The organism is Niveispirillum sp. GW835-FHT14G11 (genome assembly GCF_058793615.1).
Genome location: NZ_JBXAFZ010000017.1, coordinates 93,522 through 118,679 on the forward strand (window position 1 = coordinate 93,522; position 25,158 = coordinate 118,679).

Consider the following 25,158-nt stretch of genomic DNA (forward strand, 5'->3'; position numbering starts at 1 on the left):
TGAACGTGCCTATTTCCTGGGTGTGGCGCTGATGGTGGTTTGAACAAGTCTTAATTCACCGTCTCTTCACCATCGGCCAGATGCAGCACGGTGCGCCTGTCCACCTCCATGATCGACCGCGCCCGGCCGAAATGCTTCTCCAGCAGCCGATCCTGCGTACCGCCATCGCGCAGCTTGCGCAGGCCGCGTTCCAGAACCGGTGCCAGGTGTGCGGCCAGCGGCGACAGGTAGAAGCGTACGTCGCGGTCATAGACCAGCAGCAGGTGCCCTTCCACCGTCAGGTCGGGATGGGCCGGTGCCTCGATCAGGATCTCCGACAGGGCACGGGGGATGTAATCGACGTCGCGCCCGCCCACGGCCAGCATGTCGAACAGCCGGCGCCAGTCGCCCGAGGGGTTGGTGAAGGGCAGCCCGTTGCGCCGCCAGATATCCTGTTCGGCCCAGTCCCGGCCCATGCCGGCCCGCACGCCCAGCCGGCGCAGATCGTCCAGCGTCTGCACCTTGTCGAACAGGGGCTGGTCCTGTGGCCGGATCATCAATACCCGCTGCCCCACCATGCCGTTGGTCAGGGGGATGGTCACGGGCACGAAGCTCTTGTCGCGTTCCGCCGACTGCACCATCCAGGTGATGGCCAGTTCCCCCTTGGTCAGCATCATGGCCAGCCGCGCCTTGGGCGGGTTCTGCACGGGATCGATGCGCAACTCGATCCCCTCGGCCGCGAAGGCCTTGACCATCATTTCGTGATAATAGGCGTGGCTGCCCTCCGTCAGGGAGGGGGCCCGCAAATGCAGCACCTGTTCCGCCCGCGCGGCGCCGGACGCAAAGAACAGGATGATCAGGACCAGGAAGAACGGCCGTTTATTCACCGGGTCCCCTCCATGGCAGTGACGATCATCATCCTATCGCGCCATACCGGCCAATGTCAGGGGGGCTGCTGCAAGGTGCACCTGCTCGCTCCTGCTTCAACCGCAGGGCTGCGCAAGCATGATGGGGCCACCGGGAAGCCGGCGCCATTCGTCCACGGGCAGCAGAAAATCCACGCGCGCCGCCCCTTGCGGCAGGTTCGCCATGGCCAGACTGAACCCGCATTGCCCGTCGCCGTGCCCGGCGGCGGCCACATCGCCGCGTGGGGTATCGGCCACAAGGTCGCGGAACGGATGCCCATCCACCTCCACACGGATATGCACGGGCATGCCGGCCGATGCGGGATCATAGGCCCAGCCTTGGATGGCATTGCCGACGATCCCGTCCACCCAGCCGATGATGCGGCCTTGGGGACGGTAGGGCTGTTCCTGTCCATCCCGCCACTGGGTCAGTACGCTGTCCGGTCCCTCATGGAAGGCCCGCCAGCGCCGCTGCGCCTCACTCTCCACCATGTCTTCGGTGATGTGGGCCAGCTTCATGATATCGGCCCGCCGGTTGGCACTCCCCCGCCATGACAGGCCGGGCGGCGATGGCCAGGGGGCCTGGCCCAGGATGGCGGGTGCAAGCCGATGCAGCAGCGACAACAGTACCGGCCAGGTCAACTCGTCCAGGCTGCGATGGCCGGCATCGGGGGGAATGGGGAAGATGGCATCCGCCAGGATGAGACCGGCATCGATGGCCTCGGTCATCAGATGCGCTGTCACCCCAAACCATTCCGCTCCCTCATAAAGGGCCAGATGGGCGGCGGCGGAACCTGGGTAAAGGTGCGGGGCGGGATGGAAATTGATGGCACCGGCCTGGCACCGGGCCAGCAGGTCGATTGGAACCCGCCGGCCGAAGCCAATGCAGACCAGGCGGATGGAGAATCCAGAATCCCTGTCCAGGACGGCGCGCAGTCCATCCAGGTCGCTGACCGGTTGTGCCCCCGGCAGCAGCGGCAGCAGTGAAGGCAGCAGGTCCGGCGCCGTCGCCAGCAGCAACCGGTCGACGGGAACGGTCAGGCTGGCAGGGACGGCTTCCGGCATGGCTCAGGCCGCCCCATGCTCCTGCGCATAGCGCACGGCTTCCTCCGCGGCCTTGAACAGGGCCTTGGCCTTGTTCACGGTCTCCTGGTACTCGGCTTCCGGGTCGCTGTCGGCCACCACACCGCCACCGGCCTGCACATGCATCACCCCATCCTTCAGCACGGCGGTGCGCAGCGCGATGCAGGTATCCATCGTGCCGTTGGCCGCGAAATAGCCGATGCAACCGCCATAGATGCCGCGACGAGTCTTCTCCAGCTCGTCGATGATCTCCATCGCCCGCACCTTGGGCGCGCCCGACACGGTGCCGGCCGGGAAGCCGGCCACCAGCGCCTCAATCGGCGTGAATTTCGGGTTCAGCTTTCCTTCCACATTCGAAACAATGTGCATGACGTGGGAGTAATATTCGATGGTAAACTTTTCCGTTACCGTAACGGTTCCCGTCTGCGACACCCGGCCCACATCATTGCGACCCAGATCCAGCAGCATCAGATGTTCGGCCAGCTCCTTGGGATCGGACAGCAGGTCGGCGGCCAGCGCCTTGTCTTCGCCTGCGTCCTTGCCGCGCTTGCGGGTGCCGGCGATGGGGCGGATGGTGACAATGTCGTCGCGCAGCCGTACCAGGATCTCCGGGCTGGACCCCACCACCGACAGGCTGCCGAAATCCAGGAAGAACAGGAAGGGGGAGGGGTTCAGGCGGCGCAGCGCACGATACAGCGCGAAGGGGGGCAGGGCGAACGGCACGGAGAAGCGCTGGCTGGGCACCACCTGGAAGATGTCGCCGGCCCGGATATATTCCTTGGCCTTCTCCACAATGCCGAAATATTCCTGCAACGCGGTGTTGGACTCCGGTTGCGGCAGGGCCGTCACCTCCATCACCGTCTCATGGGCCGCGGGCACCGGCCCTTCCAGATCGGTCACCGCCTCGGCCAGCCGGGCGCGGGCCGCCGCCAAGGCCTGCAGCGCCGTCACACCGGCCTGCGGCCGGACGGGGGTGACCACGGTCACCACATTCTCGATCCCGTCAAAGATGGCCATGACCGTGGGGCGGATCATGATGCTGTCTTCGAGGTCCAGTTCGTTGGGGTTGCTGTCCGGCAGCCGTTCCATCAACCGGACCATGTCATAGCCCAGATAGCCGAACAGGCCCGCCGACATGGGCGGCAGTTCCGCCGGCAGGTCGATGCGGCTCTCGTCCAGCAGGTCGGCCAGCACCTTCAGCGGATCACCCTGGCATGGCGTGAAGGTCGCGGTATCGGTGGCGGCCTGCCGGTTGATCTCCGACATCGTGCCCCGGCAGCGCCAGATCAGGTCGGGCTTCAGCCCGATCAGGGAATAACGCCCGCGCACCGACCCGCCGGTGACCGATTCCAGCAGGAAAGCGTTGGGACGCCCGCGCACCAGCTTCAGCATGGCGGAAACGGGCGTGTCCAGATCGCTGACCAGCCGGGTCCACAGCACCTGCGCCGACCCTGCCTCATAGGTGCGGGCGAAGCTGCTTTCATCCGGGAAGGTGCGCACGAGCGGTTACTCCTGGGTGGTGCGGTAGAGTTGGTTGATCAGGCCCTGGTTGACCGTCACGCCGTAATGGGTGCGCAGCGCGGCCAGATACTGCATGACCAGTTCATCCTGCATGGCCTGGCCGGCGCTGTTGGCCAACTGGGTCACTTGGGGCGCAGCCATCGGGTTGGCCGGGTCGGCGGCGATGATGCCGGTGACTTTGGCCACCACAACGCCCGTCGGCTTCTCCCCCGTGGCCACGTCGCCGATGGCACCCTTGAACAGGGTCTGCACGGCGCCGGCTGGGATCAGGGCGCTGGGCGCACCGGCGCGCATCAGCGGGTCGATATTCTGGGCCAGCGCACCGGGAATCCCGGTGGTGGCGTCCTTGGCCGGTGTGCCGGCCTTCATCTTCTCGGCCACTTCCTCGGCCTTCTTCTTCGCGGCCATCTGCTTCTGCTCGGCCTGCCAGTCGCCGAGGACGATCGACTTCACCTCGTCCAGCGGCTTCAGCGCGGCTGGTACCACAGTCTCTACCTGCACTGCGAAGAAGGCGCTGTCGCCGGCCTCCTCCACGCTGCCGGTCTGGCCCTCGGCCACGGTGAAGCCAGAGGCGACGATCTTGTCCACTTCCGGCAGGTCGGCACCCTGGGCGACGCCGGCGGCATTGGCGCCGCGACTGTCGATTTTCTCCAGCTTCACGATGCGCGCACCCACGATCTGGGCGGCCTCGGCCAGCGGGGTGCCGCCGGCCAGCTCATCCTCCAGCTTGGTGGACAGCTCGAACATCTTCTCCACGGCCTTGTCCTGGCGGACCTTGGCTGCGACCTCGTCCTTGACCTGCTCCAGCGTGCGCTCGCCGCCCGCCTGCACCTTGGTCACGGTGAAGATGTGGAAGCCGAAGGCGCTTTCCACCGGCCCGCCGGACTTGCCCTCGGCCGTGGTAAAGGCCGGCTCGGCCAGCTCGGCCGGCAATCCGTCCTTCAGCACATCTTCCAGCGTCACGGCTTCCACGCCGGCCGCCTTGGCCACATCCTCGATCTTCCGGCCGCCATTCACCTCGGCCAGCGCCTTGTCGGCGCCTGCCTTGTCGGGGAACACGGCCTGGGCGATCGACCGCTTTTCCGACGTGATGTAGTCGCCGGCATGGCCGTCATAATATTCCTTCAGCACCTCGTCCGTGACCTCGACATCCTTGGTCAGAGCTGACGCTTCGATCAGGGCCACGTTCAGCGTGCGGTATTCCGGCGCGGTGTAGCGGACACCCTTTTCCTTGTGGAATGCTTCCAGCGTCGCCTGATCGGGCGAGGGGGCGGCCGGCATGGCGTTATAGGGGATGGTGACGATCTCGAACGTCCGCCCCTCGAACCGGTACCGGTACAGTGCGTCTGCCAGCGTCTTGGACGCGTTGGCCCCGGCGGTGATCGCACCGATCATGTCGCTGCGGGCCATGTCGCCACGCACATCCTCGACAAAGCCCGCCTCGGTGAGGCCGTTCTGCTGGAGCAGCGCGCGCATCAGGTTGGCGTCGAAATTGCCGAAACTGTCCTTGAAGGCGGGCACCTTCAGCACTTCGGCGCGCACCGTATCGTCGGCGATGCGTAGGCCCAGATCGTCGGCGGCCAGCGCCAGCAGTTCCTTCTGGATCAGCTGTTCCAGCGCACGGTCGCGCAGGCCGAACTGGCGGGCCTGTTCCTCGCTGAATTCCGGACCGACCATCTGCTTCATGCGGTTGAATTCGGTGCGATAGGCCTGGTCCAGCTCCTGCGGGGTGATGTTGTGGTCACCGACCCGGGCCACGCCCGTCTGGGCACCCTTGGTGATGTCGCCAATGCCCCAGACGGCGAAGCTGATGATCAGGACGACGAACAGGATCTTGACGACCCAGGAGCCGGCGGTGCTGCGGATGATCTGGAGCATGGGGACGCTTACGGTTCCATCGATTAGGTGCGGTGCCGCCGCCGGAATGCGGGCGGCACCGTCGGGCCCAGGGCCCGGAAAGCGCGGCATCATAGGGAAGCGTGACATTGGGGGCAAGCCCGGGGGTCGGGCAGGGGCCATGTCGCCCCACTTCACCCCATGACAGCGTTGACCTTTTGGACAGCGCTGCCCGCACCGCATACTGTTCCCGTCACAAAAGGCCGGCGGACCGGGGAAAACCCGGCGGACCAGGCCCGAAAAGAAGAGGATTGAAATGACCGTTCGCCGTTACCTGATCGCCGGCAATTGGAAGATGCATTGCCGGCGCAGCGATGGAACAGCACTGGCCGCCGACCTGGCGGCCCGCGTCGGTTCCACGCCCGATCCGCGATTCGACCTTCTGGTCTGCCCGCCCGCCACCATCCTGGCCGCTGTCGCACAAGGCCTGGCCAGCAGCGCCGTCATTGCCGGCGGTCAGGATTGCCATGCCCAGCCGCAGGGGGCGCATACCGGCGACATCGCGGCCGAAATGCTGGCCGATGCCGGCGCGTCGGCGATCATCGTCGGCCATTCCGAACGCCGCACCAACCATGCCGAAACCAGTGCGCAGATCAAGGGCAAGGCTGCGGCCGCCCTGCGTGCAGGCCTGACCGCCATCGTTTGCGTGGGGGAGACGGAGGCCGAGCGTGACGCCGGCAAGGCGGTGCAGGTGGTGGCCGACCAGCTGTCGGGCTCGATTCCCGATGGTGCGACGGCCGGCAACACCGTCGTGGCCTATGAACCCGTCTGGGCCATCGGTACCGGCCGCACCCCGACTCTGGCCGACATTGCAGCCATGCATGCCATGATCCGGGCCAAGCTGTCGGGGCTGGTGGCTGATCCGGACGCGGTGCGCATCCTCTATGGCGGCTCGGTGAAGCCGTCGAATGCCGCTGAAATCTTGGGCCTGACCGACGTGGATGGGGCCCTGGTAGGGGGTGCCAGCCTGAAGGCGGACGATTTCTGGGCCATCGCGCAAGCCTGCCCTTGATACTTCGCTATGGCATCCCGGCGCGGGACCCGTTAAGAAGCGTGACGGATACATGACGCGGGTGCCGCCCGCTTCCCCCATGAAACGGGAAGCGGGCGGCCTTGCGTTTGGGTGCTTTATGCGCCATTTGCTTTTACGACGGTCGCGGGTCCCGCGGCCCGGTTCCGTGACGGTATTCAGGGATAATGGGATGCAAGAGGTAGTCCTGGTCGTGCATCTGCTGATCACGCTGGCATTGATCGGCGTGGTTCTGGTGCAGAAGTCCGAAGGCGGTGGCCTGGGCGTCGGCGGCGGCACCATGGGCGGTTTCATGACCGCTCGCGGCAGTGCCAACCTCCTGACCCGCACCACCGCCGTCCTGGCGGCCCTGTTCTTCTGCACCAGCCTGATCCTGGCCATCCTGGCCGGCACCGGCGGCGGCGGGAAGAGCCTGTTCGACAAGCTGCCAGCCCCCGGCAGTGAAGCCCCTGCGACGCCCGCGGAGCCGGCCAAGCCGACGGTCCCTGTCGGGGAGTGAGCGCTTTCGGCGCAGGTTAAAACGCCCTCCGGGCGTAAGCCCGATGGATATGGCGAGAGGCGGCAGACATGCCGCCTCTTTCCGTTATGGCTTGAATATGGTGAAGTGGGCATCCGTGCCCCGATGTGAAATCAAATCAACGATTGGGCCGGAAGGGCCCAACCCGTTGGCATGCTTGGCGAAGGTTAGGGTTCCATGACGCGCTTCATCTTCATCACCGGTGGTGTGGTCTCGTCGCTGGGCAAGGGCCTGGCATCCGCAGCCCTGGGGGCGCTGTTGCAGGCGCGCGGCTACAAGGTCCGCCTGCGCAAGCTGGACCCCTACCTGAATGTCGATCCCGGCACGATGAGCCCCTATCAGCATGGTGAGGTGTTCGTCACCGATGACGGTGCGGAGACCGACCTGGATCTGGGCCATTACGAGCGTTTCACCGGCGTGCACGCCACCAAGTCCGACAACATCACCACGGGACGTATCTATTCTAACGTCCTGGCCAAGGAACGCCGGGGCGACTATCTGGGCGCCACGGTGCAGGTGATCCCGCACATCACCGACGCCATCAAGGATTTCATCGCCGCCGACCTGGATGGTGAGGATTTCGTGCTGTGCGAGGTGGGCGGCACCGTCGGCGACATCGAATCGCTGCCATTTCTGGAAGCCATCCGCCAGTTCAGCAACGACCAGGGGCAGGAGAACGTGCTGTTCTGCCACGTCACCCTGGTGCCCTATATTCCCGCCGCCGGTGAGTTGAAGACCAAGCCGACCCAGCATTCGGTGAAGGAACTGCTGTCGGTCGGCATCCAGCCGCAGATGCTGCTGTGCCGTGCGGACCGCGACATTCCGGAGAATGAGCGTCGCAAGATCGCGCAGTTCTGCAACATCAAGAAGGAATGCGTGATCGCCGCCCTGGACGTCGACACCATCTATCAGGTGCCGATCTCCTATCACGAACAGGGCTTCGACACCGAGGTGCTGAAATATTTCGGCATGGCCGCCGACAAGGCGCCCGACCTGTCGCGCTGGGAAGAGATCGTGCGCCGCGTGCGCAACCCCGAAGGCACCGTCACTATCGCCGTGGTCGGCAAGTACACCAGCCTGCTGGACGCCTACAAGTCGCTGGGCGAGGCGCTGACCCACGGCGGCATCGCCAACAATGTCAAGGTCAAGCTGGACTGGATCGACGCCGAGATCTTCGAGACGGGCGAGGCTATCGAGCGGCTGGCCGGTGTTCACGGCATCCTGGTGCCCGGCGGCTTCGGCGAGCGCGGCACGGAAGGCAAGATCCGCGCGGTGCAGTTCGCGCGTGAGCACAAGATCCCCTATTTCGGCATCTGCTTTGGCATGCAGATGGCGGTGATCGAAAGTGCCCGCCATCTGGCCGGCCTGGACCATGCCGGCTCCACGGAGTTCGGCAAGCCCGATCCGGCCGTTGTCGGTATCATGACCGAATGGGTGCAGGGCAACCAACTGGTCCAGCGCCAGGAGGGTGGCGACCTGGGCGGAACCATGCGCCTGGGTTCCTACAGTTGCCACCTGCTGCCCGGCACCCGCGTGGCCGACATCTATGGCAGCGAGGACATCATTGAGCGCCACCGCCACCGCTATGAAGTGAACATCAACTTCAAGGAGCAGCTGGAGAAGGTGGGCCTGAAATTCTCCGGCCTGTCGCCCGACGGCATCCTGCCTGAAATCGTGGAACTGCCCGAGCACCCCTGGTTCGTGGGCGTGCAGTTCCATCCGGAACTGAAGTCCAAGCCGTTCGACCCGCACCCGCTCTTCACCAGCTTCATCGGCGCCGCCATCGCGCAGAGCCGGCTGGTTTGAGACCTTGAGACGTGAAAGGCCGGGGCGGGTGCGAACCTTCCCCGGCCTTCTTTATTTCCGGCCTCCGCTTGCCCATATGGCGCAGCAAAGGAGCATCCCATGACCCGCACCGTCACCGTCGGCCCCCTGTCGATCGCCAATGACAAGCCCTTCACCCTGATCGCCGGCCCGTGCCAACTGGAAAGCCGCGACCATGCCTTCGCCATGGCCGGGGCGCTGAGCGAACTGACGCGGAAGCTGGGTATCGGCCTGATCTACAAGACCAGCTTCGACAAGGCCAACCGCACGTCCCTGTCGGCACAGCGCGGCCTGGGCATGGACCAGTCGCTGCCCATCCTGGCCGATATCCGCGCCACGTTCGGCTGCCCCGTCCTGACCGACATCCACGCGGCGGAGCAATGCGCGCCGGTGGCTGAGGTCGTTGATGTGCTGCAGATCCCCGCCTTCCTCTGCCGCCAGACCGATCTGCTGCTGGCCGCCGGTGAGACGGGCAAGCCGATCAATGTGAAGAAGGGGCAGTTCCTGGCGCCGTGGGACATGAAGAATGTCGCCGCCAAGATCGCCTCCACCGGCAACCACAACATCCTGCTGTGCGAGCGTGGGGCCAGCTTCGGCTACAATACGCTGGTCAGCGACATGCGCTCCCTGCCGATCATGGCGCAGACGGGATATCCCGTCGTCTATGACGCCACCCACTCGGTGCAGCAGCCGGGCGGGCAGGGGACCAGCAGCGGCGGCCAGCGGGAATTCGTGCCCGTGCTGGCCCGTGCCGCCATCGCTATCGGTGTGGCGGCGGTCTTCATGGAGACACACGAGAATCCCGATTTCGCCCCCAGCGACGGCCCCAACATGGTGCCGCTGCACCAGATGGAGGGCGTGCTGTCCACGCTGGTGGTGCTGGACCGCATCGCCAAGGCCAATCCGGTCGTTATTTGATGGCTGGATAGGCGGGCCATGCGGACGGGGCGGATCATCGCGGTACTGCTGTTGGCCCTGCTCCTTGCTGCGGGTACCAACCCCGACTCTCCGGCACAGGTCACGGCGTTCAGTACGGATTGCACATCGGTCGGTGCCGAGGCAGACATCTACCAGTTTGTCGCTACATGCCCTGGTCGCGCATCTTCGCCTGACGGGCGTTTCGCCATCGTCCAGCAGCGCTACCTGGATGAACAGCCGCTGATCGAATTGCAGGATGCGCAGGGGCGGACGCTGGACAGGCTGCCCGACCTTTCCGACGACATGCCCCTGACCATCGCCTGGGCGCCGAATTCCAGATGGTTCTTCGCCAACCATTATCTGGGCTCCGGTCTTGCCATGCTCCGGTTGTTCGAGATCGTTGAGGGCAAGGCCGTGGAACGGCGGGCCCTGGCGGAGGCCGCCATCAGTGTGGCCATGGTGCGCTATCCCTGCCTGCCTCACGACATGGTGATACCGCTGGGAATAAGGTGGACATCCGACAGCCGTTCGATTGTCCTGGCAACGACGGGCCGGGTCACCGCCTGCATGGAAGCCCGCGATGAAAATGCCAACGTGCTGTTGGAGATCGACAGATGGTCCACCCTCTGGATGATCGGAGAAGCCGTTACCGGCGCTATCGACCTCTCGTCGGTGCGTGTGGCCCCCGATGACCAGCCTTTCACCCCGCCCACCGATGGCCCCTACGCCGTACCGTGAGCGTAACCTTCCGCACCTTTGACATCCTCCCCCGTTTTCCCCACCATCGGCATACTACAAAAGGCGGGGTCGTCGATCCCGCCGGGTGGTTGAGGAAAGCGCTCTAATGTCGAATACAGCCCTGGGTCCCCGCACGCCGCGGCGGGGCGGCCCCTTTTCCCGCCTCGTCGGGCGTCTGTTGATGCGCCTGATGGGCTGGCGTATCGAGGGCGCATTCCCGGACCTGGAGAAATTCGTCACCATCGGTGCGCCGCACAGCTCCAACTACGATTTCTTCATCGCCATGGGCACTATCCTGTCTACCGGCGTGCGCATCCACATCCTGGGCAAGCACACCCTGTTCAAGGGTCCGTTGAGGCCGATCATGCGCTGGTGTGATGTCCTGCCGGTGGACCGGCGTTCGGCACATGGCGTGGTGGGCGAATGCGTGGCGGCCCTGAACAGCGCCGATCGGCTGGTGGTGGGCGTCGCGCCGGAGGGCACGCGCAGACCCAAGCCTGGTGCCGGCTGGAAGACCGGCTTTTGGCATATTGCGCGACAGGCCGGCGTTCCGATCATACCTGTCGCGCTGGATTATACGACGCACACGGTTCGTATCGGCGGCCCAGTGGCGACGACGGACAGCATGGAAGCGGATTTCGCCTTGCTTTCCGCCTTCTATGCAGGCGTGCAGGGGGCGACGCGGCAGCTACCCCCGACCATCCCGGCGCGCGGAACGAAGACCGCGGGCACGGCCGGTTAGCGAACTGTCGCTTGTCGCGGCCTGCCTCTGGCGTTATCCCCTTGATCCCGTCTTTACCCTTTTCGGGTTCATGGCATTCCGTTCCCGCCAGAGAGAGGCCCCATGTCCGCCATCATCGACATTCACGCGCGCGAAATCCTGGACAGCCGTGGCAACCCGACCGTCGAGGTCGAGGTCCGGCTGGAATCCGGCGCCTTTGGCCGGGCCGCCGTTCCGTCGGGTGCCTCCACCGGCGCGCATGAAGCCGTCGAACTGCGCGACGGCGACAAGGCCCGTTACCTGGGCAAGGGCGTGCTGAAGGCTGTGGAAGCCGTGAATGGCGAGATCGCCGACACGCTGGTCGGCCTGGAATCGACCGATCAGGTGGCCATCGATCATGCCATGATCGAGCTGGATGGCACGCCCAACAAGGGCCGCCTGGGTGCCAATGCCATCCTGGGCGTGTCCATGGCTGTCGCCAAGGCGTCGGCGGATGAACTGGACCTGCCGCTCTACCGCTATGTCGGTGGTGCGAATGCCCGCATCCTGCCGGTGCCGATGATGAACATCATCAATGGCGGTGCGCATGCCGACAACCCGATCGACATCCAGGAATTCATGATCATGCCGGTCGGCGCGGAAACATGCGCCGAGGCCATCCGCGTCGGCGCAGAAATCTTCCACGCCCTGAAGAAGAAGCTTAAGACCGCCGGCCACAACACCGCCGTGGGTGACGAGGGCGGCTTTGCCCCCAACCTGTCGTCGGCCACCGAGGCGCTGGACTTCATCGTCGCCGCCATCGCCGATGCCGGTTACAAGGCCGGTGAGAATGTGCTGCTGGCCCTGGACGCCGCGTCGACCGAGTTCTTCAAGAACGGCAAGTATGAGCTGGAAGGCGAGGGCAAGAGCCTGACGCCCGCCGAAATGGTCGCCTATTGGGCCGATCTGGTCGCTAAGTATCCCATCGTGTCCATCGAGGACGGCATGGCCGAGGATGATTGGGACGGCTGGAAGCTGCTGACTGACACAATCGGCGACAAGGTGCAACTGGTCGGCGACGACCTGTTCGTTACCAACCCGACCCGCCTGTCCGATGGCATCAAGAAGGGCGTGGGCAATTCCATCCTGGTGAAGGTCAACCAGATCGGCACCCTTACGGAGACGCTGGAAGCCGTCCGCATCGCGCAGAATGCCGGCTACACCGCCGTCCTGTCGCACCGTTCGGGCGAGACCGAGGACAGCACCATCGCCGATCTGGCCGTGGCCACCAATTGCGGTCAGATCAAGACCGGCTCCCTGTCCCGCTCCGACCGGATCGCCAAGTACAACCAGCTGATCCGCATCGAGGAAGGCCTGGGCGTGGCGTCGGTCTATCCCGGCCGTTCGGCGCTGAAGCGCGGTTGATTGCCGTCGGTCGCCTTTTGCGACCATGATGCAGAGTCCATCCGGCCCGCCGGATGGACTCTTGTCATTTATGCTCCCTGATCGGAAATCTTCCCTTGTCCAAGCCGCTAAAGGTCGCCTTCCTGACGCCCTATAATCCCGCCACGCCGCGGGACTGGAGCGGCACGCCCTTCTACGCCTTGCAGGCGCTCAACCGTGCCTTCACGGATGTGCGCCATATCCCGTGCCCCCTGGCCGGCACCTTCCAGCGCATCGCGCTGAAGATCGGTTCCCGCCTGGGCATCGATGCGGCGCGTGAACCGCTTGTCTCCGACCTGTTCTGCCGGGAGGTTGAAGGTCCCCTGGCCGCCTATGCGCCTGATGTCATCGTCGGCCTGTCGGCCTCGGTCATCCTGTCGCGGCTGAAGACCAACGTGCCCATGCTGCACGTGTCGGACGCCACCTATGCCGCGATGAGCGGCTATTACCCCGGTGAATTCGCCGGGATCTCCGCCCGGTCCAGGCGCCTGGGCAACGCGATGGAGGCCGCCACCCTGTCGCGGTCGCGCGCCGTCCTGCTCAGCAGCGAATGGGCCGCCCGTTCCGCGCGGGATGATTACGGTATTCCGGCCGAACGCGTGCATGTCGTTCCCCTGGGGGCGAACCTGGACCCTGGCCTCGCCCCCGTCACCGACCGCCCCACCGACAAATGCCAGCTGTTCTTCCTGGGCGTGGACTGGCGCCGCAAGGGCGGTGACATCGTGCATGCCGCCTTCCAGGCGCTGCGCGCCCGTGGGCTGGACGTGGAACTGCACATTGCCGGCTGCACCGCCCCCGTCGACGGCCCGGGCATCCACCAGCACGGTTTCCTGTCCAAGGGCGATCCCGCCCAGTATGCCAAGCTCAAGGAACTGTTCCGCCAGGCCAGCTTCCTGTTCGTGCCCTCGCGCCAGGAAGCGTTCGGTCTGGTCTTTGCAGAAGCCAGCGCCGTCGGTCTGCCCAGCATCTCCACCGCCACAGGCGGCATCCCCAGCGTTGTCACCGACGGGCTGAATGGTCTGCTGTTGCCGGTTGAAGCTGATGGCGAAGCCTATGCCGACCGCATCGCCACCCTCTGGACCGACCACGCCGCCTATTCGCGCATGCAGCGCGACTGCCTGGTGACGTTCCGCGAGCGGTTGAGCTGGGATGCCTGGGGCGCGTCGGTGGCGCGGGTGGCGGCATCGGTGACGTGACCGACACAGGGGCTTGGGAGGGTAGGGGCGGGGCGCCACTATTACTGGTGTCCAGTGCCGCGAAAGGTTAGCCCAACCCGCCTAGATCATGGGGTGAACTGTTCCGCCGGAAGGAACGCCGCGCTTAGCTCTTTCGGCTACATCCATCTGATTCAGCGTGATTTTTTGTCACCTCTCCACCTTTCCCATTGACCGCGCGACTCGGGCTGTGATTCCATCCGGCCATGACGATGCTCCGCACCCTCCGCTCCGCCCTTGGCCGTACCGTCCGACAGATTGTCGGGCCGGTGATCGGTGTCTCCGTGGTGGCCTATTTCGCCTATCACACGGTACATGGTGATCGTGGCCTCGTTGCGCTGACTCACCTGCAAAGCGAGGTTGCGCGCGCACAATCCACTTTGGATCAGGTGCGTGGCGAGCGGGAGGAACTGGAGCGCCGGGCCAGCCTGCTGCGCCCCGATAACCTGGACCCCGACCTGCTGGAGGAGCGTGCGCGCGCCGTCCTGAACCAGTCGCACCCTGACGATATGGTAATCCTCCTCCCGCGACGTGCTGCCCCGCACTCAGCGCAGGGCGCCCCCGACCAAGGTCGGTAAGTTACTGAAATCTTAGCGATTAGCCAGAAATAGGTTAACGTCGATTTTCTCAAGTAAAACAATCTTTTGCAGTGCACACTCCTTGCCATCGTGCGGCGACGGGGTTAGGTCTTATCGCATCGCACAGCGATCGACCTTTCCCATCCCCATTCCCCTGGGAGGAAGCACGTGGCAGTCACCAAGCGCCGCACCACCCGCACCACGGCCCCTGCGGCCCCGGCCTTGCCCAGCAAGGACGAGCTTATCCGCTATTACCGCGACATGCTGTTGATCCGCCGCTTCGAAGAGAAGGCGGGACAGATGTATGGCATGGGCCTGATCGGTGGCTTCTGCCACCTGTATATCGGGCAGGAAGCCGTTGTCGTCGGCATTCAGGCCGCGATGCGTGAGGGCGACAGCGTCATCACCTCCTACCGTGACCATGGCCACATGCTGGCCTGCGGCATGGAAAGCCGGGGCGTGATGGCCGAACTGACGGGCCGTGCCGGCGGATACTCCAAGGGCAAGGGCGGCTCCATGCACATGTTCAGCCGCGAGAAGAAGTTCTACGGCGGCCATGGCATCGTCGCCGCACAGGTGCCGATCGGCGCCGGCCTGGGCTTCGCGCACAAGTATCTGGGCGATGGTGGTCTGAACGCCTGCTACATGGGCGATGGCGCCATCAACCAGGGCCAGGTTTACGAGACGTTCAACATGGCGGCGCTGTGGAAGCTGCCGACCCTGTTCGTCATCGAGAACAACAAGTACGCCATGGGTACCGCCCAGGCCCGCGCCTCGGCCGGCGAGCTGTTCGAGCGCGGCAGCGCCTACGGCATCCCCGGATATCAGGTGAACGGCATGGACGTGCTGGAGGTGAAGGAGGCTGCCGACAAGGCCGTCGCCCATATCCGCGCCGGCAATGGCCCCGTCATCCTGGAAATGAAAACCTACCGTTATCGCGGTCACTCCATGTCCGATCCGGCCAAGTACCGGACCAAGGAGGAAGTGAACAAGATGCGGTCGGAAAGCGATCCCATCGACAATCTGAAGAAGCTGCTGCTGGACAAGGGCATCACCGATGAGGAAGCCCTGAAGGTCATCGACCGCGAGGTGAAGGACATCGTCACCGACGCGGCCGATTTCGCCACCACCAGTCCCGAGCCCGATCCGTCCGAACTGTGGACGGACGTTCTGGTCGAAGCCTGAACCGGCGCAGCGGAGGATTTGAGAGATGGTACAGGTACTGATGCCCGCGCTGTCGCCGACCATGACGGAAGGCAAGCTGGCCAAGTGGCTGAAGAAGGTGGGCGACACCGTGAAGAGCGGTGATGTGCTGGCCGAGATCGAGACCGACAAGGCGACCATGGAAGTGGAAGCCGTCGATGAGGGCACGCTGACCGAGATTCTGGTGCCTGAGGGCACCGAGAACGTGGCCGTGAACACAGCCATCGCCAATATCAAGGGCGAGGATGAGGGCGATGCCCCGGCACCGGCGGCCGCTCCGGCCCCGGCCAAGGCTGAAGCCGCCCCGGCGCCCGCCGCGGCTCCGGCTCCGGCTCCGGTACCGGCCGCGCCGAAGTCGGCCCCGGCCGCTTCGGACGAGGACAAGTGGTTCAAGTCCACCCAGACCATGACGGTCCGTGAGGCCCTGCGCGATGCCATGGCGTCGGAAATGCGCCGGGACGAGACGGTCTATCTGATGGGTGAGGAGGTCGCCGAATATCAGGGCGCCTACAAGATCAGCCAGGGCCTGCTCCAGGAATTCGGCGACAAGCGCGTCATCGACACGCCGATCACCGAACATGGCTTCGCCGGTCTGGCGGTGGGTGCGGCCTTCGGCGGCCTGCGTCCCATCGTGGAGTTCATGACCATGAACTTCTCGATGCAGGCCATCGACCACATCATCAATTCGGCGGCCAAGACGCTGTATATGTCCGGCGGCCAGATGGGCTGCCCCATCGTGTTCCGCGGCCCCAACGGTGCCGCCGCCCGCGTGGGTGCGCAGCACAGCCAGTGCTATGCCTCCTGGTACGCGCACGTCCCCGGCCTGAAGGTCCTGGCGCCCTATAGTGCGGCGGATGCCAAGGGCCTGCTGCGCGCCGCCATCCGTGACCCGAACCCGGTCGTGTTCCTTGAGAACGAGATCATGTACGGGCACAGCTTCGAAGTGCCGACCGACCCTGACTTCATCCTGCCCATCGGCAAGGCGAAGGTGGAGCGGGCCGGTACCGACGTGACCATCGTCGCCTATTCCATCTGCGTCGGCCATGCCCTGGTCGCGGCGGAGAAGCTGGCGGCTGAGGGGATCAGTGCGGAGGTCATCAACCTGCGCTCCATCCGTCCGCTGGATGTGGACACGATCGTGGAGAGCGTGAAGAAGACCAACCGTCTGGTGTCGGTTGAGGAAAGCTGGCCGTTCGCGGGCATCGGTTCCGAGATCGCGGCCCTGATGATGGAGCACGCCTTCGACTATCTGGACGCGCCGCTGGCCCGTGTCTGCGCCAGGGATGTGCCGTTGCCCTATGCGGCCAACCTGGAAAAGCTGGCCCTGCCGCAGCCCGACGATGTCGTGGCCGCCGCCAAGTCCGTCACCTACCGCAAATAAGGCAGAGGGGAGGCTCTGAAGATGCCCGTAGATATCCTGATGCCCGCGCTGTCGCCGACCATGACGGAAGGCAAGCTGGCGAAGTGGGTGAAGAAGGAAGGCGACAAGGTCAAATCCGGCGACGTGCTGGCCGAGATCGAAACCGACAAGGCCACCATGGAAGTGGAGGCCGTGGACGAAGGCACGCTGGGCAAGATCCTGGTGGCCGAAGGGACCGAGGGCGTGGCGGTGAACACCCGCATCGCCATCATCCTGGAGGAAGGAGAGGACGCTTCGGCGCTCTCCGCAGCACCCAAGGCCGCTCCGGCTCCGGCCGCAGCATCCGCTGAACCGGCCAAGGCGGAGGCCGCACCCGTTGCCGCTCCGGCGCCGGTTGCTGCTCCGTCCGCCGCTTCCCATGGCGACCGCGTCTTCGCCAGCCCGCTGGCCCGTCGCATGGCGGCGCAGAGCGGCCTGGACCTGTCCGGCGTCGCCGGCACCGGTCCGCATGGCCGCGTGGTGAAGGCCGATGTGGAGGCAGCATTGTCCAAGGGTGGCGCGCCCAAGGCCGCTGCCGCTTCGGCTCCCGCTGCCGCTGTTTCGGCCCCGACGGCTGCCGCTCCGGCCGCTGCCCCGGCCCCTGCTGCCGCGCCCAAGGGCGTGGATGCCAAGGCGCTCGCCGACAAGCTGGGCATGAAGTACAAGGTCCTGCCCAACAGCGGCATGCGCAAGACCATTGCCAAGCGCCTGACCGAAGCCTGGCAGACCATCCCGCATTTCGGCCTGGCGGTCGATTGCGAGATCGACAATCTGCTGAAGCTGCGCGCCGAACTGAACGCGAAGTCGGGGGAAAAGATCTCCGTCAACGATTTCGTGGTCAAGGCGGTGGCCATCGCGCTGGCCAAGTACCCGGCGGCCAACGTGTCCTGGCACGAAGATGGCATCCTTCAGTACGAGAATGTCGACGTTTCCGTCGCCGTCTCCACCGACGGGGGCTTGATCACCCCCATCGTGAAGAATGCCGACCGCAAGGGCCTGGCCGCCATCTCGGCGGATGTGAAGGAACTGGCCAAGAAGGCCAAGGAAGGCAAGCTGAAGCCGGAAGAGTTCCAGGGCGGCACGTTCTCCGTGTCCAACCTGGGCATGTTCGGCATCAAGAGCTTCACCTCCATCATCAACCCACCGCAGAGCTGCATCCTGTCGGTCGGTGCGGGTGAGAAGCGCCCCGTGGTCAAGGGCGACGCGCTGGCCATCGCCACCGTCATGTCCCTGACCCTGACCGTCGACCACCGCTCGGTGGACGGTTCGGTCGGTGCGGAGTTCCTGAAGCTGCTGAAGGGCCTGATCGAAGACCCGATCACCCTGATGCTGTGATGTGATGGGGTGCGGACCCCAAGAGGGTTCGCACTCCATCCACTTCCCTACCGTCATCCCGGCGAAAGCCGGGACCCAGGGGCCAAAGGCACCGCGATAGGGTTTGCACCTCAAAAGCTGCTGAAACGTTGGGCTTGCGGCCCCTGGGTCCCGGCTTTCGCCGGGATGACGGTGGGGCAAAGTGGCGATGGTCGAGGCACGAAGCCTCCCATCACTGACCCCGGTGCCCCTGACACGAAGGACAAGATCATGGCCGAGAATTTCGACCTTATCGTCATCGGCGCCGGCCCCGGCGGTTACGTCGCCGCCATCCGCGCCGCCCAACTGGGCCTGAAGACCGCCGTGGTGGAGCGCGAGCATCTGGGGGGCATCTGCCTGAACTGGGGCTGCATCCCGACCAAGGCGCTGCTGCGCTCCGCCGAGATCGCGCATTACATCCAGCATTCCCAGGCCTATGGCATCAAGGTCGAGGGCAAGGTGACGCTGGATATGGAAGCCATCGTCAAGCGTTCGCGCGGCGTGGCCAACCAGCTGTCGGCCGGCGTGAAGGGTCTGCTGAAGAAGAACAAGGTCACCGTTCTGGACGGCTCGGCCAAGCTGCTGGGCAAGGGCAAGGTCGCCGTCACCGCCAAGGATGGCAAGGTGACCGACGCCGAAGCCAAGCACATCATCATCGCCACCGGTGCCCGCGCCCGCGTGCTGCCGGGTCTGGAGCCGGACGGCAAGCTGGTCTGGACCTATAAGGAAGCCATGGTGCCGACGGCCACGCCGAAGAGCATGCTGGTCATTGGCACCGGCGCCATCGGCGTGGAATTCGCCTGCTTCTACAAGGCCATGGGCGTTGATGTGACCCTGGTTGAGGTGCTGGACCGTATCCTGCCAGTGGAGGATGAGGAAATCAGCGCCTTTGCCGCCAAGGCCTTCACCAAGCAGGGCCTGAAGATCAAGACCGGCACCAAGGTCGTGAAGCTGGACCGCCACGCCGACAGCGTGACGGCCCATATCGACATCGCCGGCAAGGTGGAGACAGTCACGGTCGACCGCATCATCTCCGCCGTCGGCATCGTCGCCAACACCGAAGGGCTGGGCCTGGAAAACACCAAGGTCAAGCTGGACCGCGGCCACATCGTCAATGACGGCTATGGCCGCACGGACGAGCCGGGCGTCTATGCCATCGGTGACGTGGCCGGCGCCCCCTGGCTGGCGCACAAGGCCAGCCATGAAGGCATCATCTGCGTGGAGAAGATCGCCGGCCTGCCGCATGTCCACACCATGGACAAGACCAACATCCCCGGCTGCACCTATTCCTTCCCGCAGGTGGCCTCTGTCGGTCTGACGGAAGCCAAGGCCAAGGCCGCCGGGCATGAGGTCAAGGTCGGTCGCTTCCCCTTCATCGGCAATGGCAAGGCCATCGCGCTGGGCGAGCCGGAAGGTTTGGTCAAGACCATCTTCGACGCCAAGACCGGCGAGTTGCTGGGCGCCCACATGATCGGCGCGGAAGTGACCGAACTGATCCAGGGCTACACGATCGGCAAGACGGCGGAACTGACCGAGGCCGAGTTCATGCACACGGTCTTCCCGCACCCGACGCTGTCGGAAATGATGCATGAATCGGTGCTGGCGGCTTACGGCCGGGCGGTTCACTACTGATTGCGGGTCTTCATTGATCTGTGGAAAGGGCGGCCCTTATGGCCGCCCTTTTTGTTGATCGGGTTTCAATGTCGAAAATGGGTGAGCCTCCTGCGGATTTCGGCATTATTCTCAGGCCAGCACCGAGAAAGTCTGAAATGGGGTATCCGCGTCATGCAGATAAACAAGTATCAAGCCAAAACTCTGGAAATCTTGTTTGAAAATCTGCCGATTGACGGTGATCTGGATACGCTTGAACTCTCCCTGTCGGGGGATTTTTCCGGAAAATATATCTGCGCATATTCAAGAATTGCAGATACGGATGCTTATATCGTCTTCAATATCCCGACTTACAGTGACGCCGTGTTCATGGCCGTGACGGAAAAATCGCCAAAGGATGTGGCGCTGGTCCTGGCCAATCTGGAGGATTATGAGCGGGAAAGTGCCGTTGATCTGCGGCTGGGGGAGGTGGTGGTCATTCCCGCCGGATCGGTGGAGAACCCCGCTGTCCCCTATGCCGTTCTCCTGCTGAGAACCGCCATCTCGCTCGATTGCGATGCGGTTCCAGATTGCCTGACCATCGCGGGCCGGCATACCCGTTTCTTCCTGGCCATGCCGATCACCGAACGCGATCATCAGCTTCGGCATGCGCAAGGCCATGATGCCCTGCTTGACCTGTTCGAGGTGGAACAGAGAGGTATTTTCTTCTGATCCGCAGCAGGCCCATCTTTGGGCACCCTTGTTTGTTTGGGCGATCTTCACGACGGTGAGGTGTGTCGTGCTTCACTGCGGGTTCGGGCGATCCGTTGAAGATAGCGCATCGCCGGGAAGGCGAAGATCGGATGCGTACAGGAAGCAAGATGCGCTCACGTCCCGCCGTCCACCTGCTTTGGGCCGCTGCCCTGGCCCTGCTGCTGCTCTCCGTCCTGCGCTGGCTGCCCTATGGCTGGAGCGTGCCCGACCATCTGCGCATCGGCTTGGCCTGGGGTGGGCTGGTGCTTGCATTAGCGGCCCTGGCCCTGCGGCACTGGTTGGCGCTGCTGCCCATCCTGGCCGCCACGGCCCTGAACCTGTCGCTGATCACCACCGCCTTCATGCCGGCCGCGCCCGCCGGTCCCTTGCCGCCGGTGACCCTGCTGCATGCCAATGTCTGGGCCGGCAACCCGTCCATGGACCGGTACGTGGCGCTGGCCCGTGCGCAGAAGCCGGATATCGCCGTCGTGCTGGAGCGTTATTATTTCCACGGGCACGCCTGGGCGGATCAACTGGCCGATATCCTGCCCCATCGGCTGGATTGTGCGGAGGCGGATTGCGGCAGCAACATCCTGTCGCGGTGGCCGCTGGAACGGCTGGGGCCGGTCACCAGCCCGTGGCACGACACGGCCGACCGGCCCAGCTATCTCGCGGCCCGCGTCCACCGGCCGGACGGTGCCTTCACCCTGGTCACCGTGCATCTGGGCCAGCCCTTCAACCAGCCGATTCAGGATGCGCAGGTCGATTGGCTGCTGGAACGTCTGGCTGAGTTGCCCGGTCCCATCATCCTGTCGGGGGATTTCAATGCCGCGCCCTGGTCGCCGCTGATGCAACGCATCATGCGAACCGCCCGACTGTCGCGCCTGTCCGCGACGGGGCCGACCTGGCCGTCATGGGCGCTGGCCATCGGCATCCCCATCGACCATGTGCTGGGCGGGGAAGGGGTGGGTGCCGAGATTTTCCAGGTGCTGGATGATATCGGGTCCGACCACCGGCCCGTGCGGGTGGAATTTATGGTAGCGGGGCCGTGACCACGTCGACGGTGGTCGATACCGCCGTCGTCGCGACATCGGCCGCCGTGCCCACCACCGTCGTCGTGAGATCGACGACGGCACAGCCGGGCAGGGCCAGCAAGGCGGCCAGGGCGATGGCAAGGACCGGCTGTTTCAGGCGCATGATCTGGACATCCCGTTCACTGATCCCAGAGGGGTAATACAGACGGCCTCTTCCTGCCAGAGGCAAAGCGGCGCCATTCCCTCTTGTCACGTGCTGGACGCCGGTCCGCCCTTGTGAGAATTTCATTCCCGGAAGTGGGGTGCCCAACCAATGAGCCGGCAAGAAGACCGGCCGACCCGGTGCGGACAATCCGTACAAAGGGGTGCAGGGGGCGAATGAATGGGTAATGTCGCGTCACCCGATGATGGCGGCCGCATCAACATGGTCGATGCGCTGCGCGGGACGGCCCTGATCGGGCTGTATCTGGTCCATATGGATGAACATTTCGAACTGCTGCGCTATCCGGCCAATGTGCCGGAATGGCTGGCCAGCCTGAACAAGCTGGTGCATCACCTGACCTTCGGCCTGTTCGCGGGCAAGGCCTACGCCATCTTTGCCATGATGTTCGGGATCAGCTTCACCCTGATCCTGCAAAGCTGGGCGAAGCGGGAGGGGGATGGTGCCGCCCGCCTGCGCTTCCTGTGGCGGTTGGCGGTGCTGGGTGCCATCGGCTATGTCCATGCCTTGCTCTATATCGGCGATATCCTGTCGGTGCTTGCGCTGCTGGGTCTGGCGCTGGTCCTGCTCTACCGCGTACCCGACCGCTGGCTGGCGCCCATCGTCATCCTGCTGCTGGCCCAGGTCTTTTCCATCTGGGCGGCGGCCAGCCTGCTGCTGACACCGGGGGCGGAGGTGGGCAACCCCTCCCACTGGGCGCTGTACGGTCGCCTGTTCGACCTGTTCGCCGGGAACGATTGGTCGGCCGTGTTCGTGACCAACCTGACCTACGGTCAGTTGGCGCGCTTCTGGTTCCTGCTGGAATCGGGGCGGTGGCAGCAGATGCTGGGCCTGCTGCTGCTGGGCATGATGGCCGGCCGGCGGCAGCTTTATCTGGATACGCCCGCCAATCGCCGTCTCTGGACGCGTATCTTCCGCCTGGCGCTGCTGGGACTGGTGATTTTCTATCCGCTGTCACTCTGGTCGCAGAATGTCGGGCTGGCGGGGCGGACGCGGTATGAGGTGACGATGCTGACCGGCGCCTGGGCCAATCTGGCGCAGACCCTGTTCTGGGCCTCGGGTTTCGCCCTGCTCTATCCGCGCATCGCCGCCGCCGGCTTCACCCGTACCCTGGCCGCCTTCGGCCGGATGAGCCTGACCTGCTACCTGATGCAATCGATCATCTGGGTGCCGTTCTTCCATGGCTATGGTCTGGGCTTCTACCAGCATTGGGGCGTGGCCCTGTCGGTTGGGGCGGGCGTGCTGTTCCTGGCGGTGCAGATGCCGCTTTCCGCCTGGTGGCTGCGCCATCACGCCTATGGTCCGGCCGAATGGTTCTGGCGCTGCGCCACCCTGGGCCGGTTCGACGTACCGCTGCGCCGACAGGTCCTTGTCTGAAACCGCACCCCGTGCCGCCTTGCAGCCCTTGCGGGGGAGGGTGGCGGCACGGGGTGCTTGGTTCGCGCGGGCGGGCGGCTTATGTTCATGCCAAGCAATTCCAAGGTCAGGGCCATGACGATCGAAGAAACCCGCGTCCGCCACCCGGAAAAGGTCAACCGCCCGGACAACCCGATCCAGCGCAAGCCCGACTGGCTGCGCGTCAAGGCCCCGACCAGCCGTGAATATGCGGAGACGCGCGACCTGATGCGCGGGTTGAAGCTGAACACGGTGTGCGAGGAGGCGGCCTGCCCCAATATCGGCGAATGCTGGAAGAAGAAGCACGCCACCTTCATGATTCTGGGTGCCATCTGCACCCGCGCCTGCGCCTTCTGCAACGTCGCCACGGGCAAGCCCCTGAACCTGGACCCGCATGAGCCGGAGAAGGTGGCCGAAGCCGTGGGCGGCCTGAACCTGGAACATGTGGTCATCACCTCGGTGGACCGCGACGACCTGGCCGATGGCGGTGCCGACCATTTCGCCCGCACCATCCTGAACATTCGCAAGACGGCACCCAACACCACCATCGAAATCCTCACCCCCGATTTCATGCGCAAGCCCGGCGCGGTGGAGCATGTGGCCAAGGCCCGGCCGGACGTGTTCAACCACAATCTGGAAACCGTGCCGCGCCTTTACCCCTCCATCCGCCCCGGTGCCCGCTATTTCACTTCGCTGGCCCTGTTACAGCGGGTGAAGGAAGTGGACCCGACCATCTTCACCAAGTCCGGCATCATGGTCGGCCTGGGCGAGACGAAGGAGGAGGTGGGGCAGGTGATGGATGATCTGCGCGCCGCAGATGTCGATTTCCTGACCATCGGCCAGTATCTGGCGCCCACGCCCAAGCATGCGCCGGTGGATCGGTTCGTGACGCCCGACGAATTCGCCAGTTACGCCACCATGGCGCGCGGCAAGGGCTTCCTGATGGTGTCCAGCAGCCCGCTGACCCGCAGCTCCTATCATGCCGGCGACGATTTCCGGAAGCTGCGCGCCGCGCGGGAGGCCAAGCTGGCCAACGCCCGTCCCGCCGCCGAATGACCTTCTGACCTGCCATGCCGACGCATGCCGAACGGCGCATCCTGCCGCACACGCCGGAGCAGCTCTACGCGCTTGTCGCCGATGTGGAGCGCTATCCGGAATTCCTGCCCTGGGCCGTGGCCTGCCGCATCCGCAAGCGGCAGGACAATGTCATCTGGGCCGATCTGGTGATCGGCTTCAAGATGATCCGCGAACGGTTCACGTCAAAGGTGACGCTGAACCCCGATGCCCTGCGCGTGGATGTCGAATATGTCGACGGCCCCTTCCATCACCTGAACAACCATTGGGTTTTCGAGGCGCATCCCGAGGGGTGCTCCGTCGACTTCTTTGTGGATTTTGAGTTCAAGAACAAGGTGCTGCAGACCATCATCGGCGCGTTGTTCAACGAGGCCGTGAAGCGCATGGTGGCAGCGTTCGAGAACAGGGCGAAGCAGCTTTACGGGTAAGCGAGCTACCGTTCCCCGCTCTGCACACTCGAATAATGTTGCGACTGACGTAGTCGCCGTCGATTCTCCTGCGGGCCTCTCTTCGCTGTGTCCAATACCCCCGACCGCTGGCATGCGGGCAATCGTCGTTGCCCGATGCTATGCCGTTGCAACCCGGCGTTTTCAGATACTGGTGAATGGAGGGTCGCTGGCCGCCATGATGCCTGAGCACGTCTGCTCGGATAATGGAGGCGATATTCGTTACACATATTAAGTTTTATGTTTTACATAAAATTATGGATGATATATGTCCGCCGTCAGCCCCTTTGGGACAGAAGTGGCTGATTGCGTAAGGGAGGATTTCTGGCTCATCGTAGTGACCGA

23 protein-coding genes are annotated in these 25,158 nt (G+C 64.5%); 18 read left to right on the forward strand and 5 right to left on the reverse strand.

Annotation, left to right across the window (positions count from 1 at the left end; translation table 11 throughout):
* Positions 1 to 50: 50 nt before the first annotated feature.
* The 4 genes from AC1Q7F_RS26380 to AC1Q7F_RS26395 form a co-directional block, all read right to left on the reverse strand.
* Positions 51 to 866, reverse strand: coding sequence for a hypothetical protein (locus AC1Q7F_RS26380; RefSeq protein WP_492511532.1), 816 nt, complete (start codon positions 864 to 866; stop codon positions 51 to 53).
* A 96-nt stretch (positions 867 to 962) separates the two neighbouring features.
* Positions 963 to 1,949 (reverse strand): formyltransferase family protein, encoded by a 987-nt coding sequence (locus AC1Q7F_RS26385; protein ID WP_492511533.1) that lies wholly within the window; start codon positions 1,947 to 1,949, stop codon positions 963 to 965.
* A 3-nt stretch (positions 1,950 to 1,952) separates the two neighbouring features.
* The gene (gene trpE / locus AC1Q7F_RS26390) at positions 1,953 to 3,467 is read right to left on the reverse strand and encodes an anthranilate synthase component I (RefSeq protein ID WP_492511534.1); all 1,515 of its coding nucleotides are present in this window, start codon (positions 3,465 to 3,467) and stop codon (positions 1,953 to 1,955) included.
* Positions 3,468 to 3,473: 6 nt separating this feature from the next.
* On the reverse strand, positions 3,474 to 5,366 hold the full coding sequence (locus tag AC1Q7F_RS26395; protein ID WP_492511535.1) for a peptidylprolyl isomerase: 1,893 nt from the start codon (positions 5,364 to 5,366) through the stop codon (positions 3,474 to 3,476).
* 274 nt (positions 5,367 to 5,640) lie between these two features.
* Here AC1Q7F_RS26395 and tpiA point away from each other — a divergent pair, with 274 nt between their 5' ends.
* The 15 genes from tpiA to AC1Q7F_RS26470 all read left to right on the forward strand — a co-directional run bounded on the left by tpiA (position 5,641) and on the right by AC1Q7F_RS26470 (position 21,696).
* Positions 5,641 to 6,396, forward strand: coding sequence for a triose-phosphate isomerase (gene tpiA / locus AC1Q7F_RS26400; RefSeq protein ID WP_492511536.1), 756 nt, complete (start codon positions 5,641 to 5,643; stop codon positions 6,394 to 6,396).
* Positions 6,397 to 6,586: 190 nt separating this feature from the next.
* On the forward strand, positions 6,587 to 6,913 hold the full coding sequence (gene secG / locus AC1Q7F_RS26405; RefSeq protein ID WP_492511537.1) for a preprotein translocase subunit SecG: 327 nt from the start codon (positions 6,587 to 6,589) through the stop codon (positions 6,911 to 6,913).
* Between the two features lie 195 nt (positions 6,914 to 7,108).
* A complete protein-coding gene (gene pyrG, locus AC1Q7F_RS26410; protein ID WP_492511538.1) occupies positions 7,109 to 8,737 on the forward strand; it encodes a CTP synthase in 1,629 nt (542 codons plus the stop codon).
* 99 nt (positions 8,738 to 8,836) lie between these two features.
* The gene (gene kdsA / locus AC1Q7F_RS26415; RefSeq protein ID WP_492511539.1) at positions 8,837 to 9,673 is read left to right on the forward strand and encodes a 3-deoxy-8-phosphooctulonate synthase; all 837 of its coding nucleotides are present in this window, start codon (positions 8,837 to 8,839) and stop codon (positions 9,671 to 9,673) included.
* 18 nt (positions 9,674 to 9,691) lie between these two features.
* Positions 9,692 to 10,411, forward strand: coding sequence for a hypothetical protein (locus AC1Q7F_RS26420; RefSeq protein ID WP_492511540.1), 720 nt, complete (start codon positions 9,692 to 9,694; stop codon positions 10,409 to 10,411).
* 106 nt (positions 10,412 to 10,517) lie between these two features.
* Positions 10,518 to 11,153 (forward strand): lysophospholipid acyltransferase family protein, encoded by a 636-nt coding sequence (locus AC1Q7F_RS26425; RefSeq protein WP_492511541.1) that lies wholly within the window; start codon positions 10,518 to 10,520, stop codon positions 11,151 to 11,153.
* A gap of 102 nt (positions 11,154 to 11,255) precedes the next feature.
* Complete coding sequence (gene eno, locus AC1Q7F_RS26430; protein ID WP_492511542.1) at positions 11,256 to 12,536, forward strand: phosphopyruvate hydratase; 1,281 nt, start codon at positions 11,256 to 11,258, stop codon at positions 12,534 to 12,536.
* Between the two features lie 95 nt (positions 12,537 to 12,631).
* A complete protein-coding gene (locus AC1Q7F_RS26435) occupies positions 12,632 to 13,750 on the forward strand; it encodes a glycosyltransferase family 4 protein (protein WP_492511543.1) in 1,119 nt (372 codons plus the stop codon).
* 230 nt (positions 13,751 to 13,980) lie between these two features.
* The gene (locus AC1Q7F_RS26440) at positions 13,981 to 14,346 is read left to right on the forward strand and encodes an FtsB family cell division protein (protein WP_492511544.1); all 366 of its coding nucleotides are present in this window, start codon (positions 13,981 to 13,983) and stop codon (positions 14,344 to 14,346) included.
* 168 nt (positions 14,347 to 14,514) lie between these two features.
* Entirely contained in the window at positions 14,515 to 15,531 is a 1,017-nt protein-coding gene (pdhA, locus tag AC1Q7F_RS26445) for a pyruvate dehydrogenase (acetyl-transferring) E1 component subunit alpha (RefSeq protein ID WP_492511545.1), read from the forward strand.
* 25 nt (positions 15,532 to 15,556) lie between these two features.
* Positions 15,557 to 16,930 (forward strand): pyruvate dehydrogenase complex E1 component subunit beta, encoded by a 1,374-nt coding sequence (locus tag AC1Q7F_RS26450; RefSeq protein ID WP_492511546.1) that lies wholly within the window; start codon positions 15,557 to 15,559, stop codon positions 16,928 to 16,930.
* Positions 16,931 to 16,951: 21 nt separating this feature from the next.
* A complete protein-coding gene (locus AC1Q7F_RS26455; protein WP_492511547.1) occupies positions 16,952 to 18,283 on the forward strand; it encodes a pyruvate dehydrogenase complex dihydrolipoamide acetyltransferase in 1,332 nt (443 codons plus the stop codon).
* A 249-nt stretch (positions 18,284 to 18,532) separates the two neighbouring features.
* Complete coding sequence (gene lpdA, locus AC1Q7F_RS26460) at positions 18,533 to 19,933, forward strand: dihydrolipoyl dehydrogenase (protein WP_492511548.1); 1,401 nt, start codon at positions 18,533 to 18,535, stop codon at positions 19,931 to 19,933.
* A 153-nt stretch (positions 19,934 to 20,086) separates the two neighbouring features.
* Positions 20,087 to 20,623, forward strand: coding sequence for a hypothetical protein (locus AC1Q7F_RS26465; RefSeq protein WP_492511549.1), 537 nt, complete (start codon positions 20,087 to 20,089; stop codon positions 20,621 to 20,623).
* Positions 20,624 to 20,772: 149 nt separating this feature from the next.
* On the forward strand, positions 20,773 to 21,696 hold the full coding sequence (locus tag AC1Q7F_RS26470) for an endonuclease/exonuclease/phosphatase family protein (protein WP_492511550.1): 924 nt from the start codon (positions 20,773 to 20,775) through the stop codon (positions 21,694 to 21,696).
* Here AC1Q7F_RS26470 and AC1Q7F_RS26475 read toward each other — a convergent pair.
* Complete coding sequence (locus tag AC1Q7F_RS26475; protein WP_492511551.1) at positions 21,677 to 21,841, reverse strand: hypothetical protein; 165 nt, start codon at positions 21,839 to 21,841, stop codon at positions 21,677 to 21,679. The genes AC1Q7F_RS26470 and AC1Q7F_RS26475 overlap by 20 nt on opposite strands.
* A 219-nt stretch (positions 21,842 to 22,060) precedes the next feature.
* On the opposite strand from AC1Q7F_RS26475, the gene AC1Q7F_RS26480 reads away from it, so the two are divergent.
* From AC1Q7F_RS26480 to AC1Q7F_RS26490, 3 genes are all read left to right on the forward strand, one after another.
* A complete protein-coding gene (locus AC1Q7F_RS26480) occupies positions 22,061 to 23,275 on the forward strand; it encodes a DUF418 domain-containing protein (protein ID WP_492511552.1) in 1,215 nt (404 codons plus the stop codon).
* A 114-nt stretch (positions 23,276 to 23,389) separates the two neighbouring features.
* On the forward strand, positions 23,390 to 24,349 hold the full coding sequence (lipA, locus tag AC1Q7F_RS26485) for a lipoyl synthase (RefSeq protein WP_492511553.1): 960 nt from the start codon (positions 23,390 to 23,392) through the stop codon (positions 24,347 to 24,349).
* 14 nt (positions 24,350 to 24,363) lie between these two features.
* Positions 24,364 to 24,795 carry a type II toxin-antitoxin system RatA family toxin gene (locus AC1Q7F_RS26490; protein ID WP_492511554.1) on the forward strand — a complete coding sequence of 144 codons (432 nt, stop codon included), beginning with the start codon at positions 24,364 to 24,366 and terminating at the stop codon, positions 24,793 to 24,795.
* The last annotated feature ends 363 nt before the right edge of the window (positions 24,796 to 25,158 follow it).

What these genes read in the sequence shown, in the direction of transcription:
- eno (WP_492511542.1), top strand. Translation starts at nt 11,256, where the DNA reads ATGTCCGCCATCATCGACATTCACGCGCGCGAAATCCTGGACAGCCGT.
- AC1Q7F_RS26450 (WP_492511546.1), top strand. Translation starts at nt 15,557, where the DNA reads ATGGTACAGGTACTGATGCCCGCGCTGTCGCCGACCATGACGGAAGGC.
- pyrG (WP_492511538.1), top strand. Translation starts at nt 7,109, where the DNA reads ATGACGCGCTTCATCTTCATCACCGGTGGTGTGGTCTCGTCGCTGGGC.
- AC1Q7F_RS26455 (WP_492511547.1), top strand. Translation starts at nt 16,952, where the DNA reads ATGCCCGTAGATATCCTGATGCCCGCGCTGTCGCCGACCATGACGGAA.
- AC1Q7F_RS26420 (WP_492511540.1), top strand. Translation starts at nt 9,692, where the DNA reads ATGCGGACGGGGCGGATCATCGCGGTACTGCTGTTGGCCCTGCTCCTT.
- AC1Q7F_RS26395 (WP_492511535.1), bottom strand. Translation starts at nt 5,366, where the DNA reads ATGCTCCAGATCATCCGCAGCACCGCCGGCTCCTGGGTCGTCAAGATC.
- AC1Q7F_RS26470 (WP_492511550.1), top strand. Translation starts at nt 20,773, where the DNA reads ATGCGCTCACGTCCCGCCGTCCACCTGCTTTGGGCCGCTGCCCTGGCC.
- AC1Q7F_RS26440 (WP_492511544.1), top strand. Translation starts at nt 13,981, where the DNA reads ATGCTCCGCACCCTCCGCTCCGCCCTTGGCCGTACCGTCCGACAGATT.
- AC1Q7F_RS26385 (WP_492511533.1), bottom strand. Translation starts at nt 1,949, where the DNA reads ATGCCGGAAGCCGTCCCTGCCAGCCTGACCGTTCCCGTCGACCGGTTG.
- lpdA (WP_492511548.1), top strand. Translation starts at nt 18,533, where the DNA reads ATGGCCGAGAATTTCGACCTTATCGTCATCGGCGCCGGCCCCGGCGGT.
- secG (WP_492511537.1), top strand. Translation starts at nt 6,587, where the DNA reads ATGCAAGAGGTAGTCCTGGTCGTGCATCTGCTGATCACGCTGGCATTG.
- AC1Q7F_RS26465 (WP_492511549.1), top strand. Translation starts at nt 20,087, where the DNA reads ATGCAGATAAACAAGTATCAAGCCAAAACTCTGGAAATCTTGTTTGAA.
- AC1Q7F_RS26475 (WP_492511551.1), bottom strand. Translation starts at nt 21,841, where the DNA reads ATGCGCCTGAAACAGCCGGTCCTTGCCATCGCCCTGGCCGCCTTGCTG.
- AC1Q7F_RS26480 (WP_492511552.1), top strand. Translation starts at nt 22,061, where the DNA reads ATGGGTAATGTCGCGTCACCCGATGATGGCGGCCGCATCAACATGGTC.
- lipA (WP_492511553.1), top strand. Translation starts at nt 23,390, where the DNA reads ATGACGATCGAAGAAACCCGCGTCCGCCACCCGGAAAAGGTCAACCGC.
- AC1Q7F_RS26490 (WP_492511554.1), top strand. Translation starts at nt 24,364, where the DNA reads ATGCCGACGCATGCCGAACGGCGCATCCTGCCGCACACGCCGGAGCAG.
- kdsA (WP_492511539.1), top strand. Translation starts at nt 8,837, where the DNA reads ATGACCCGCACCGTCACCGTCGGCCCCCTGTCGATCGCCAATGACAAG.
- AC1Q7F_RS26425 (WP_492511541.1), top strand. Translation starts at nt 10,518, where the DNA reads ATGTCGAATACAGCCCTGGGTCCCCGCACGCCGCGGCGGGGCGGCCCC.
- tpiA (WP_492511536.1), top strand. Translation starts at nt 5,641, where the DNA reads ATGACCGTTCGCCGTTACCTGATCGCCGGCAATTGGAAGATGCATTGC.